The following is an 11,741-nucleotide window of genomic DNA, read 5'->3' as shown; positions in this document are numbered from 1 at the left end:
GGCAGGGAGCGCTTTTGCTGGGCACGCTGCTCTGTGGGGCAGCCGGCTTTTGTTGGGGCCCTCAACATGCAAGAGAGAGACCGCTTCGAGGCGATGAGTCGGGAAGGACAGCAGAAGGTCAGATGAAGCAGCCCCTGAAGCATCGCACCCTGTCGGCTGCGATCGTCGACCAGCTCCGCCAGGCGATCCTCGACGGCACCTATCCGGCCGGCTCGCAGCTGCGCCAGGACGCGCTTGGCGAGGCCTATGGCGTCAGCCGCATCCCGGTGCGCGAGGCGCTGTTCCAGCTCGAGGCGGAAGGGCTGGTGCGCATCGTTCCGCAGAAGGGCGCCATCGTCTCAGAGCTGTCGCTGGACGAGATCAACGACGTGTTCGATCTGCGCCGCATCCTCGAGCCGCGGCTGCTGGCGCAGTCTGCGCCGCGCTTTACCGCGGATGATTTCGACGGGCTCGACGACATCCACAAGAGCTTTGAGAAGGCGATCAAGGCGCGCAATGTCAGCGACTGGGGCCAGCTCAACGCCGACTTCCACATGGCGCTCTACGTCCACGCGCCGCAGCCGCGCACTCGCGCGATCGTGCTGTCGCTGCTCCAGACCAGCGACCGCTATACGCGGCTGCAGCTCTCCAACACCAAGGCGATGGGGACGGCCGAGAAAGAGCACGCCCATCTGATCGCGCTCTGCCGCGCGGACAAGGTCGAGGAGGCCTGCCGGTTTCTGGAGCGGCACATCGAGGCCGTGCGCAAGGACCTGTTGCAGGTGGTGGCGGGCAGCGCGATAGCGCCGAAGCCGCGGCGGGCGGGGAAATCGTAGGGTGGGCAAAGGCGCAGAGCGCCGTGCCCACCATGCTTCGGCAATCGCCGACAGGTGGTGGGCACGCTGCGCTTTGCCCGCCCTACGGCAGCGGTGATTGCCGCTACCTGCTCCCGTCCGGGCCCATCACCAGATCCGGCAGCGCGGTCGAGATCCCCGGCACGAAACACAGCAGCAGCACCGCGAGCATCATCAACAGCACGAAGGGCAGGGTGCCCCAGATCACCTCGCGCAGGGGAATGTCAGGCGCGACGTTGCGGATGACGAAGATGTTGAGGCCGACCGGCGGATGGATCAGGCCCATCTCCATCACGATGGTCATGACCACGCCGAACCAGATGATGTCGAAATTGGCGGCGCGTAAGGGCGGCAGGATGATCGGCGCCGTCATCAGGATGATCGAGACCGGCGGCAGGAAGAAGCCGAGCACGACGACCATGACGAGGATCGCGAACAGCAGCTCCCAGCGCGGCAGGTGCATCGCGACGATGGATTCGGCGACCGATTGCGAGATGTGCAGATAGCTCATCACGTAGGAATAGAGCAGCGACATGCCGATGATCATCATCAGCATGGTCGATTCCCGGATCGTCGACTTCATAATCGGGGCAAGGTCGCTCGGCCGCCACACGCTGTAGATCGCAGCGATCAACGCCAGCGCGAGCAGGCCGCCGAGGCCGGCGGTTTCCGACGGCGTGGCGTAGCCGCCGTAAAGCGCAATCATGACGCCGGTGAGCAGCAGCACGAAGGGGATCACGCGCGGCAGCACGCTGAAGCGTTCGGCGAGCGTATATTCGTCGCGCTGCAGGATCGCCGCCTCTGGGCCGCCGTTCTTGTAGATGACTTCAGCCGCGGCATATTCCTGGCGGAAGCGGATCACGGCATAGGCGCCGAACAACGAGACCAGCAGCAGGCCGGGGCCGATGCCGGCGAGGAACAGCCGTCCGAGCGACTTTTCAGCGGCGACCGCAAACAGGATCATGGTGATCGAGGGCGGCAGCAAAATTCCGAGCGTGCCGCCGGCGGCGATGATGCCCGCGGCAAAGCCGCCGGAATAGCCGCGCTTGCGCATCTCGGGGATACCGGCCGAGCCGATCGCCGAGCAGGTGGCGGGCGAGGAGCCCGCCATCGCCGCGAACAGCGCGCAGGCGAACACGTTGGCGACGCCGAGGCCGCCGGGCACACGATGCAGCCAGGCGTGCAGCGCCGAGTAGAGATCCTGGCCGGCGCGCGACTTGCCGATCGCGGCGCCCTTCAGGATGAAGAGCGGGATCGACAGCAGCGTGATCGAGGCCATTTCCTCGTAAACGTTCTGGGTCACCGTATCGAGCGAGGCCGCGGGCATGTAGATGCCCATGAACACCACCGCGACCGCGCCGAGCGCGAAAGCGATCGGCATGCCCGAGAACATGATGACCAGCGTCGCGATGCCGTAGGCGAGGCCGATACCGAAGACGCTCATGGACGCTTGGCTCCTGCGAAAGGCAGCGCAAGCTGCACGAGAATCTGGACGCAGAGCAGGCTCATGCCGAGCGCCATCAGCGAATAGGGAATGGCGAGCGGCGGCGACCACATCGAGTTCGAGACCTGGCCGTCGACATAGGCTTCATGCGCCAGCGTCCAGGACTTCCAGGTGAAGAAGGCGCAGAACAGGAAGGTGGCGACATCGACCAGCCATAGCCGGATCTTGTTGGCGAGCGGCGGGAGGAGGCCAACGAAGGCCTCGATGCCGATATGGCCGCGGTTCTGCTGCACATAGGCGGCCGTCATGAAGGTGGCGCCGACCAGCAGGAACACGGCGGCCTCGTCCTGCCAGTAATTGGCGGCCTTGAACAGCGCGCGGCTGAGCACGCTGTAGCTCAGAATGGCGCAGGCCGCGACCAGCGCGATCGCGGCGAGCACGACGATGATGCTGTTGAGGACGGCGAGACCGCGATCGAGCGCTGCCGCAAGGCCGGTCCCTGCGGCAGCGTTCGCCTGGTCGTCACGATCCGGAAGCGGACCGTGGCTCATGCCGCAACGTCGGAGGCGAGCTTGAGCAGGTTTGCGGCGGTAGCGGTCTTGGCGCCGTAATCCTTCCACGCGGTGTCGCGGGCGATGTCGCGCCACTTGCCGACGGTGGCGGCATCGAGCACCGAGATTTTTGCGCCGGCCTTCTCGTAGACCTTGGCGACCTCGACGTCGTCGTCCTGCGCGCCCTTGCGGCCGAAGGCCTCGAGCTCGGCGCCGACGGTGAGCAGGACCTCCTGCTGGTTCTTCGGCAGCTTGTCGAAGATCGCCTTCGACATCATCAGCGGCTCGAGCATGAACCAGTAGGAGGCACCCGCGCCAGAGGTCAGCGACTTCGCGACCTCTTCGAGGCGGAACGAGATCAGGCTGGTCGAGGAGGTGATGCCGGCATCGCAGGCGCCGGTCTGCATCGCCGCGTAGATTTCGTTCGACGGCACCGACAGCACCGAGGCGCCGGCGGTCTGCAGCACCATGTCCATCTCGCGCGAGCCGCCGCGCACCTTCATGCCCTTGGCGTCTTCAGGGGCAACGATCGGCTTGGAGCGGCTGGCGACGCCGCCGGCCTGCCAGACCCAGGTGAGCAGGATGATGCCCTTGTCGGCGAGGAAGTCGGTCAGCGCCTTGCCGACCGGCTCCTTCTTCCAGCGCATGCCCTGGTCGTAGGTGGTGACGAGACCGGGCATCAGGCCGATATTGGTCTCGGGCAGTTCGCCGCCTGCGTAGGGCATCGGATAGAGCGAGATGTCGAGCGCACCCTTGCGCATCGCGGAGAACTGCGCGTTGGTCTTGATCAGCGAGGAGTTCGGATAGATTTCGGCGGCGATGTCGCCGTTGCTGCGCTTGGCAACTTCGGCGGCGAACATGCGACAGAGCCGGTCGCGGAAATCGCCCTTGTCGACGGTACCGCCCGGGAATTGATGCGAGATCTTCAGCGTGGTGGCGGCATGCGCGGTCCCGGTGCCGAAGCGGAGAATGGCGGGTGCAGCGACGGCGGTCGCGATCAGGTGACGGCGCGTGATCATGGTGTGATCCCCTTGAACGTTTCTTCGAACGGTTCTTGTTTGCTGTGATTGGGTCGGGTCTTGAGACCGGGGCGTAGGCCCATCCTAGCCGGTCTTTCAAGCGAAGTTCTCTCATCTGATAGTTCGAGACGGAATGCCGCGGCAAGCGCCGGCCGTGCTGCGCTGCACACTTGCGCTCCCCGTCCTCCGAATGGAGTTCGCATGCCAAGGGCGCGATTGCGGCGAATGCGTGGACGGCGCCGGCTCGCAGAAATTTATCGGTGGCGGCGTAACAACGCCTGCGGTCGATCCGTCGAGATTGAATAGCGGCGTCCGTCGCTGACCAACACCATCTCGAAGGGAAGATGATCCATGACCATTCGTACCCGCATCGCGCTCGGCGTCTCGGCTGCCGTTGTCTCGCTTGGCCTCGCGTTCGCGCCGGCTGCTTTCGCCCAGGACAAGATGGGCAAGGACGACGGCATGATGAAAAAGGACACGATGTCCAAGGACGGCATGAAGAAAGACACCATGTCCAAGGACGACGGCATGAAGAAGGATCACATGTCGAAGGACGGAATGAAGAAAGACGACGGGATGATGAAGAAGAACTGATCCTCCGTCGTCGGGGCGTGCGGGCGCGCGCCCAAAAGTGCGGGGGCGGTCGCATGGACCGCCCCGGACATCTCTCGGTTCAAATTCAATTGAACGTGACTGCGAGCGCTACTTGCGCTTGGCCTTGCGGGCCGCGTAGCGGGCGTCGCGCTTTGCCTTCTGCTCGGCCTCGAGCTCAGCCTGCCTGGCGACCGCTTCTTCGGCCTCGCGGGCGACCCGCGCGGCTTCGGCGGCTGCGGCCTCTTCCGCGAGACGCTTCTGCTGGGCCTTTTCTGCCTCGCGCGCAGCCTTCGCCTCGGAGCGCTTGGCCGCGAGGGCCTCGCGCTCGGCGCGACGTGCCGCGACCGCGGGATCGTCGTGCCCCGGCTGCGACTTGAACTTGTTCAAAAGATTTTTGCGGGCGTCCTGTGCCGCCTTCTGCCGGTCTGCGAACCCGGGTTCCCTGAATCCACTCATCGAACGAGCCTTGTCATCCTCGCTTTCAATCCTACATGACTGCCTGTTGGTAAGTCGGCTGGGCATAGCAGGCGCCACGCGACGCAGAAGCGTGTACATCGGCGCGCGTCGCGAAGCCACACATAATCGCAGCCGATCAGGTAGACGAAAAATCGCCCCCAACGATCTCTCGTAGCCCGGAAAAACTGCCGAATTGTGATGTCCCTCATAAGGGGCGCCCCAAGGCGACGCCTAGCGTTCGCCCGGATACGAGACGGAGCACAGGCATGACTATCTTCAGACTGAGCCTGAAGGCGCTCGCGTTCACCCTCGCCGTGGCAGCCGTGGCCGGCGCTGCGTTGCTGTTTGCCCGCCCGCAGCCGGTCGATAGTGCCGTCCTGGGCGCGGATTGGGAGTGCACCCAGACCGCGTTCGTACTGACGACCTGCGCCCCCCGGGCCCGCGAGGCGCTTCCGGCGGTCGAGACCTTACGCAAGGATGCAATCCGCCAGACCAGGGGTTGAACGATCGGCTGCCCGGGATGTGACGCCACGCCGCAGAGGTGTTAAAGCCGGCGCGCCACTGTGATCGGTCAGTCATGTCGAATTCCGAGTCCAAACCCGACTCCAAGCCCCAGTCGAAGCCCGAACCGGGCGACAAGCCCAGATCCCCGCCAAAGCCTCAATCCGCCGACAACCGGAGTGGCGCGATTGCCGGCCTGATCATCGCGATTCTGATCCTCGGTGTCGGCTGGTGGCTGGCCCGCGACCTCACGGCAGCCAGCAAGATGCAGGACTGCGTGATGTCTGGGCGGCGCAATTGCAATGTGATCGAGCCGGCCCGCTAGAAGCGCAGCCAGTCGCGCCCTGTGCAGCCTGCTGGAGCCGAAAAATTGCCGTGATCTTAATCATTTGTAACGGGACTTAGCCGATCAAGCAGGTCAGTTATGTCAGCCGGCATCAGCCCGGAGCGAGACGACTCGTCTATCGCACCAGGACCACGGCAATCGAGGAAGTAGGGGGTTAAGCACGCATGAGTGCGTCCAGCCGCATGAAGATCATCATTCCCGTGGTTTCGGCCATGTCACTGCTCGCGTTTTCGGCGCTCGCGCAGGAGGCACGGCCGCCGAGAGACGCCGGCCCGCCGCAGCAGGCGGCTCGGCCTGCGCCGCAGCCCGGCGGTGGCCAGCCTCATGTCCGTCCCGGTCCCGGTCCGCACAATGCCGGCGGTCCGCCGCCCGGTCGTAACTACGCCCGCGGCCCCGCGCCGGAGCGCGACTGGGGCGGACATGCCTATCGCGGCCATACGGCCTGGGATGGCGGCCGCTGGCGCCACGAGGTCCATAACGGCCGCTCCGGCTGGTGGTGGGACGTCGGCGGCGTCTGGTATTATTATCCGCAGCGGATGGCCGGCCCGCCGGGCTACATCTCGGAGGAATATTACGACGACGTGCCGGTGGCCTATGCCCCGCCGCCGGTCGCCTACGAACCGCCGCCACCGCCGCCGCCGGCTGATCCCGGCGCAAGCGCACTCGGCGGTGCCATCGTCGGCGGCGTGCTCGGCGGCCTGATCTCGGGCAACGCCTCGGGCGCGGCCGCGGGTGCCGTCATCGGCGGCGCGACCGGTGCGATCGCCGGCGCCACGGCGGCCTCGCGTCCCGGCTACTATCTGGCCCAGGGCAATTGCTACTACCGCTATCCGAGCGGCCAGTATGTCCAGGCCGATCCGCGCGCGTGCTACTGAGCCGCGCAGCAGGATCTGAGAATACAAGATCTGAAACGAGGAGGCGGGTGCAAGCCCGCCTCTTTTGCGTTGCGGCGGGCCGATCGATCGATTGCGTCGCGCCTCAGGCGACGAGCCAGTTGAAGAACGCCATGGCGGCCCAGACCAGGCCCGCGATCCAGGCCAGCATCACCACGGCGATGGTCGCGACAAAGGTGATGCCAAACGAGTCGGGCCTGCTTGGTTGCGTCGGGACGCGCGCTTCGGCTGCTGCTTCTTGTGTCATGACAGGCCACCCATGCCCTCTCGCGGCGATGCGAGCGGTTGGGAATGCTGTTTAGCGCAGGCGCGGCGGATCGGCTGTGACCCACTTCACAGATGCGCCTGAAGGAAAAACGGCCTGGCACCGGCGCCCCGTAGGCGTCTGGAAAACAAATGCACGCTCCGTGCTTGCGTCGAGGTTCAGGCGATCCGTATTAACCGAAATCGACCCGCAAACGCGGCGTCCGAAGGGTGCCGAAACGACCCCGCATTCATACGGATGAAATTGCCATCTGCTTGTCGAGATCGAGCGGATAGTGTCAGCCTCATGTGTATCAAGTACGACCCACAGCATGAGGCCGAGGCGGCAATGAAGCGCGCCGCGGCATCCGAAGGTCCCGACCGGCAGCGACTCATCCAGCTGGCTCTGGCCTGGCATCAGCTCGCCCGCGATCGGCGCGAGGAGCAGTCGGACTAACGGATTCAGCCAGCGGTGCTTCGCACGCTTGCCGGTCCGCATGAGAAAGCCCCGTGCTCGGGGGACAAGCATGGGGCCCTTCGAAGCCGACCGGGGCTGGCAGGTCGGCACCACCACAGATTTCAAATCATCCAATGCGCGAGCCGTAGTCTCGTTCCACGACGCTCTCGCATTTTGTCACGCCACGCGTCGCTGTGCATCGCGCTGCGCGTCAGCCGGTGCGGTTCTGACAGAGGAACATTCGATCCGCGCCGACGTTGGCCGCCCATGACAGACCCCGAACTACGCGCGCAGTCTTTCGAGATCGCCTGGAAATACCTCGAGCGATCCGGCCTGCTCGCGGGCGAGCACAGGGAGTCCGCCCGCTTCATCCTCGGCAGGATCGACCGCATGATGCTGCGCGGAGAACGCCGCAGACTCTTGCTGTCGAATGCCGCGATCGATGCGTACCGCTTGCGGCCTGTGCTCGTGACGCTGAATGCATGAACGATTCGGTCGAATGAAACGCAGCATTAAGAAATGCGCCGCGCTGGTTTCCGCGGTTGCGATTCGTGCCTTGCGAACGAAGCGGAGTCGGATCGTGAACAAATGAAAAGCCCCCGAAGGGGCTAGTTGTGTCACATGTCACGCGGCTTCCGTCTTCGGGACGGCGTCGGCATTGACCGAGAGCTTGACGATATCGCCCTCGACCGAACCGACATATTTGGTGTCGATGTAGTGGTGATGATCCTTGTGGCCTTCGGGGCTGTCCTTCTTGGTCAGCTTGATGCGGTTGCCCTCGATGCGGTCGACGGTGCCGACATGCGCGCCGTCCTTGCCGATGATTTTCATGTGTTCCCTGATGTCAGACATGATGTCCTCCTTGCGGAGGCTCAACGGCGCAGACGCGTCTTCGTTGCACGGCGCAGCGCGCCGATGTTTGGACCTCCCAGGCGCGCCGCACGTTGAAGGAGCGTTGCAGCCAGCAAGCGCGATATGGAGACCATCAAGGCCTATCTGAAGCGGAAGCACGCTGAGCTCGGGTTGCTGAACAGCTGCCTGAGCAACCCGTGGCAGGTGCCGTGTCCAAGCTCGGTGGACGAGGTCATCAAGACGAAATTCCAGCTCACCGCCGCACTGCGTGCCGAGCATGCCCTGCAGGACTGGAAGGCGACGGAGACCTCCTGGTCGGCCACGGCCGCTCCCACCAGCGGTCCGTTCGCGTTCAGCTACGATTATCAGCGCGCGGATCTGAAGGTTGACGGTCCCTCGTTCTATGAACGCGAGCATAGCTGCACCACGGAGACCGTCTATACCGCCTCCGGCATGGCCGCGATTTCGGCGCTGCTGCTTGCTGTCACCCGGATGCTCGGTAACGCCGACATCCTGGTCCTGCCGGGCTCCTATGGCGAGACGCTGGAGCTGATCGAGCGCTTCATCCCGGATTTGCGCCTTGTCACCTTGCAACTGCCGGGGGACCTTTTCGCTGGTGCCGGTGCGCGGCGCGTTCTCCTGCTGGATTCATGTATCTCCGCCGGCGCGTTCGAGGCGGCCCTGCGCTGCGACGGTTCGGCGCTTGATCTCCTGATCTTCGACACGACGTGCTTTGCGGGCAGGTCGGGGCGCATCCGGCGGGTCCTGTACTGGGCAAGACGAAGCGGAATCCCCCTCGTGATGGTGCGAAGCCACACCAAGCTGGATTCGCTCGGCGCGGAATACGGCAGGCTCGGCTCCGCGGTGTTCGTCGGCTGGCGCGAGGAGGGGGCGGAGGCCGGGCGGGCGATGACCGAGTCCCTCGCAGCGGAGATGCGCGATGCCGTGCGGCTTCTTGGCGGTGCAGCGCTGCCGGCACATTTTCCCCCGTTCGTGGGGACGGCGGCCTATTGGGCTCTCACTCGGCAACGCGTCGCGGCCATACTGCGCAACGGCCGCCATGCAGCCCGACTTTTCGCGCGTGAGCTCGGTTCGCTCTCAGCCGAGCTCCACTTCACCCACGGACTCTATATCACGCTCCGCAGCCGCCGGCCTCTCGACGAGGCGAGTGCGCGGCAAGCCGCCGACCGGATGAGCCGCGATCTCGGCCAGACCGGATTCCCCATCCGTCACGCCGGCAGCTTCGGCTTCGACTTCGCTGCGACCGAGTGGTTTCACAACGCGACCACGGATGAGTACAGCGTCCGGGTAGCGGTCCCGGATCTGCCGACCGAGTTATGGAATGATCTGGCTGCGGCCATCACCAAGTGGTGGATGTCGAGTCACTCGGGGCTATGCGACATATGAAAACCCGGCTTTGGCAGAGTTCGTGATCCCGGCGGGAGGGTTGACCCGTCGGCCGACCTATCGCCGGCTGAATCAATCGATCGCCAGGCATTCTTCCAAATGCGGCTTCTGCTGGCTTTTCCGCGTCCACATGAACGGCGAAGGCGAGTTGATGCTGGCTGGTCGCCGCGTCCGCAATGGAGGCCCGCGCGATCTCGATGTGCTTTGTGACCACGCTGGTGTTCACGACGCCTGCGTCGATCGCCAAGTATGACATTGCGACGATCGCCACCGCAGATGCGATAGCCATTCTCGTCCACTCGGATCGCTGCATCGAAGTCCTTGCCGGGCGCAATTCGTCCCGCGCTTAGATAGGGCTCGTTTGCGCGGTGCAAAGGGCGGGGCGAGGGGACCCACGCGTTCGTGAAAGGCAGTTGATTGCTGATTAGCCGTCGGCCACGAAGATCAAGTTGGGCCTCGCGCCAAAAGAACCGGGAATGAATTACGACGAGCTCGCCCGACGCGCCAAGTTGATCCGCACGCTCCAATCTCCGACGCCTCGAGGGACTTCGTCGAGAGCCAGCTCGGCCGCGCGATCGGCATCCAGTTGGGGCTCCCGTTGGGGATGGCGAGCTATGCCTCGTGAAGGAAAACCGCAAGGCGAGTGGCGTCCGCAACGCGAGAGCGATGACTGGCACCTTAGCGCCAGAGTGACTGAGGGCGTGGTAAGATACTTCGGCACACATCTCGGTCAGCGTTGCATCCACCAAGCGCGCATCTAGTGGTCGTTATTTCGCGCTGTAGTTGGATTTTTATGCACGCAGGAGCGACCTTGAGTTGTTTGACGAAGTTTTGCGGAAACAGAAGGCTGCTACACTAAATCTTTAGGTAACTGGCCCTGTTCTTTTTTGTGCCGACAAACAAGTCAGCCAACTGCACATTCCGACGCTCGTTTGCTGCGCACGGAATTGAAGCGGCCGCCAGATACAACTTCATTTCGGTTGTGAGGGCTCAGCTCATGACGAAGAATTTCTTCAAGCGCCCCGTGATCGATGTGCCGGTCGTCATGTCTGTCACGGCAATCGCGATTGCACTGACATCGTTGGAAGGATCTATTGTTGCGGGTATTGCGGCTTCTATTCCTGGCCCATTTCATCTTGCGACGGAAACGACGGTTGAAAATGGATTGCCGAGCAAAACGAAGATCGCCCGCGCGCCAACAGGCTGTCCGCTTCGATCTGCTCCTCCTCAATGGAAGGTGGACGGGCTTTTCGAACCGCCTGCGGATCCACACCCAAGGCCGCCGACCGCTGCCCTTGAGGACTAACGGGAACGGCGCCGAAGCTTTGCTCACGTTCGCTCGCGGCGCGGACTAACGTGAAGAACGGTTTAGTTGACGGAGGCTCCAATGCTCGCAGCAGTCAAATTGAACTCGCGACATAGTGCTCGCGAATGGGTAATGACAGCCGTGGCGCTTGTCATAGGCACACCGGAAAACCGACAGGATGGCGAAAGGAAGCCACTCTGGAAGCATTTCGACGACACGCATCACTGGGATCCAACCGCGGAGGAATGGGTCCCCAACATAGACCCCTGATCGCAACGGGTGTGCCTTTCACAGGCTTGTCCGTCGCGTTCTGCGGTGGCGCTGACCGTGCTCTCGACCTAGTTCTCGCAGTTCCCCTTGTGGCCCATCACGCCATTAGCCGCGGCGCACAACGGCGGTTGGTATTGGAGCGAAGCGGACATAACCGTACGCGTCTAGGACGAGGGGATGTCCTGTCCCGGAGGCATCAGCTTCAGATAGGCGCCGCTTTCGTGCATCCAGAGCCAGCCGCGCTTGATCGCATAGCGGAGGCCGCTGCCGAACTCCGGGTGGCCGCGGCTGCCTTTCAACAGGGCCACGAACTGCGTTGACGCGCTCGTTGGACGGCGCCACCACCGCCGGCAGCAAGCCCACAATTCGCGACATGCGATGCCGATGAACATGCCAAAGACAAGCCCAATAAGCGCGGTCATCGGTCTGCTCCGATCGCGAACGGAAGGTGAAACGACGTGTTGCGGGCGTGTTGCGTGGAGCGATTTGTAATGCCGTGTAACGCGCTGAATTCACTGCAACTGGCTTGCTGCGTCGCGCAGCATGGCTCGGCTTGTCGAACGAAGGCG

At 63.8% G+C, this 11,741-nt stretch carries 16 protein-coding genes; 9 read left to right on the top strand and 7 right to left on the bottom strand.

Going from position 1 to position 11,741, the window contains the following annotated elements; translation table 11 throughout:
- Window positions 1-122: 122 nt before the first annotated feature.
- A complete protein-coding gene (locus RAD16_RS04855; RefSeq protein WP_458156734.1) occupies window positions 123-815 on the top strand; it encodes a GntR family transcriptional regulator in 693 nt (230 codons plus the stop codon).
- Between the two features lie 103 nt (window positions 816-918).
- Here the strand turns inward: RAD16_RS04855 and RAD16_RS04850 are convergent, their stop codons facing one another.
- Genes RAD16_RS04850 through RAD16_RS04840 form a run of 3 tightly spaced genes read right to left on the bottom strand, consistent with a single transcriptional unit; the run spans window position 919 to window position 3,847 of the window.
- Complete coding sequence (locus RAD16_RS04850) at window positions 919-2,277, bottom strand: TRAP transporter large permease (protein ID WP_458156733.1); 1,359 nt, start codon at window positions 2,275-2,277, stop codon at window positions 919-921.
- Complete coding sequence (locus tag RAD16_RS04845) at window positions 2,274-2,828, bottom strand: TRAP transporter small permease (protein ID WP_458156732.1); 555 nt, start codon at window positions 2,826-2,828, stop codon at window positions 2,274-2,276. The genes RAD16_RS04850 and RAD16_RS04845 overlap by 4 nt, the downstream gene beginning before the upstream one ends.
- Window positions 2,825-3,847 (bottom strand): TRAP transporter substrate-binding protein, encoded by a 1,023-nt coding sequence (locus RAD16_RS04840; RefSeq protein ID WP_458156731.1) that lies wholly within the window; start codon window positions 3,845-3,847, stop codon window positions 2,825-2,827. Before RAD16_RS04840 ends, RAD16_RS04845 begins: the two co-directional genes overlap by 4 nt.
- A 351-nt stretch (window positions 3,848-4,198) precedes the next feature.
- Here RAD16_RS04840 and RAD16_RS04835 point away from each other — a divergent pair, with 351 nt between their 5' ends.
- A complete protein-coding gene (locus tag RAD16_RS04835) occupies window positions 4,199-4,441 on the top strand; it encodes a pentapeptide MXKDX repeat protein (RefSeq protein ID WP_458156730.1) in 243 nt (80 codons plus the stop codon).
- A gap of 108 nt (window positions 4,442-4,549) precedes the next feature.
- On the opposite strand, the gene RAD16_RS04830 is transcribed toward RAD16_RS04835, so the two are convergent.
- Complete coding sequence (locus tag RAD16_RS04830) at window positions 4,550-4,897, bottom strand: DUF6481 family protein (RefSeq protein WP_458156729.1); 348 nt, start codon at window positions 4,895-4,897, stop codon at window positions 4,550-4,552.
- 266 nt (window positions 4,898-5,163) lie between these two features.
- On the opposite strand from RAD16_RS04830, the gene RAD16_RS04825 reads away from it, so the two are divergent.
- The 3 genes from RAD16_RS04825 (at window position 5,164) to RAD16_RS04815 (ending at window position 6,619) form a co-directional block, all read left to right on the top strand.
- On the top strand, window positions 5,164-5,400 hold the full coding sequence (locus RAD16_RS04825) for a hypothetical protein (RefSeq protein WP_458156728.1): 237 nt from the start codon (window positions 5,164-5,166) through the stop codon (window positions 5,398-5,400).
- A 74-nt stretch (window positions 5,401-5,474) separates the two neighbouring features.
- Window positions 5,475-5,723: a hypothetical protein gene (locus RAD16_RS04820; RefSeq protein WP_458156727.1), complete on the top strand. Its 249-nt coding sequence runs from the start codon at window positions 5,475-5,477 to the stop codon at window positions 5,721-5,723.
- Window positions 5,724-5,908: 185 nt separating this feature from the next.
- A complete protein-coding gene (locus RAD16_RS04815; protein WP_458156726.1) occupies window positions 5,909-6,619 on the top strand; it encodes a hypothetical protein in 711 nt (236 codons plus the stop codon).
- Between the two features lie 103 nt (window positions 6,620-6,722).
- Here RAD16_RS04815 and RAD16_RS04810 read toward each other — a convergent pair whose 3' ends face one another.
- Complete coding sequence (locus RAD16_RS04810) at window positions 6,723-6,884, bottom strand: hypothetical protein (protein ID WP_458156725.1); 162 nt, start codon at window positions 6,882-6,884, stop codon at window positions 6,723-6,725.
- A gap of 720 nt (window positions 6,885-7,604) precedes the next feature.
- Between RAD16_RS04810 and RAD16_RS04805 the strand changes: the two genes are divergently transcribed.
- A complete protein-coding gene (locus RAD16_RS04805) occupies window positions 7,605-7,823 on the top strand; it encodes a hypothetical protein (RefSeq protein WP_458156724.1) in 219 nt (72 codons plus the stop codon).
- Between the two features lie 138 nt (window positions 7,824-7,961).
- Here RAD16_RS04805 and RAD16_RS04800 read toward each other — a convergent pair whose 3' ends face one another.
- Window positions 7,962-8,189, bottom strand: coding sequence for a DUF2171 domain-containing protein (locus tag RAD16_RS04800; RefSeq protein WP_458156723.1), 228 nt, complete (start codon window positions 8,187-8,189; stop codon window positions 7,962-7,964).
- Window positions 8,190-8,312: 123 nt separating this feature from the next.
- On the opposite strand from RAD16_RS04800, the gene RAD16_RS04795 reads away from it, so the two are divergent.
- The 3 genes from RAD16_RS04795 to RAD16_RS04785 all read left to right on the top strand — a co-directional run bounded on the left by RAD16_RS04795 (window position 8,313) and on the right by RAD16_RS04785 (window position 10,902).
- Window positions 8,313-9,596, top strand: coding sequence for a hypothetical protein (locus tag RAD16_RS04795; protein WP_458156722.1), 1,284 nt, complete (start codon window positions 8,313-8,315; stop codon window positions 9,594-9,596).
- 206 nt (window positions 9,597-9,802) lie between these two features.
- Window positions 9,803-9,946: a hypothetical protein gene (locus RAD16_RS04790; RefSeq protein WP_458156721.1), complete on the top strand. Its 144-nt coding sequence runs from the start codon at window positions 9,803-9,805 to the stop codon at window positions 9,944-9,946.
- Window positions 9,947-10,593: 647 nt separating this feature from the next.
- A complete protein-coding gene (locus RAD16_RS04785; RefSeq protein ID WP_458156720.1) occupies window positions 10,594-10,902 on the top strand; it encodes a hypothetical protein in 309 nt (102 codons plus the stop codon).
- A gap of 434 nt (window positions 10,903-11,336) precedes the next feature.
- Here the strand turns inward: RAD16_RS04785 and RAD16_RS04780 are convergent, their stop codons facing one another.
- Complete coding sequence (locus RAD16_RS04780) at window positions 11,337-11,594, bottom strand: hypothetical protein (protein ID WP_458156719.1); 258 nt, start codon at window positions 11,592-11,594, stop codon at window positions 11,337-11,339.
- Window positions 11,595-11,741 lie beyond the last annotated feature (147 nt).

The sequence above is a fragment of the Bradyrhizobium sp. 18BD genome (assembly GCF_054185225.1).
This window is presented reverse-complemented; position numbering and strand designations above follow the sequence as displayed.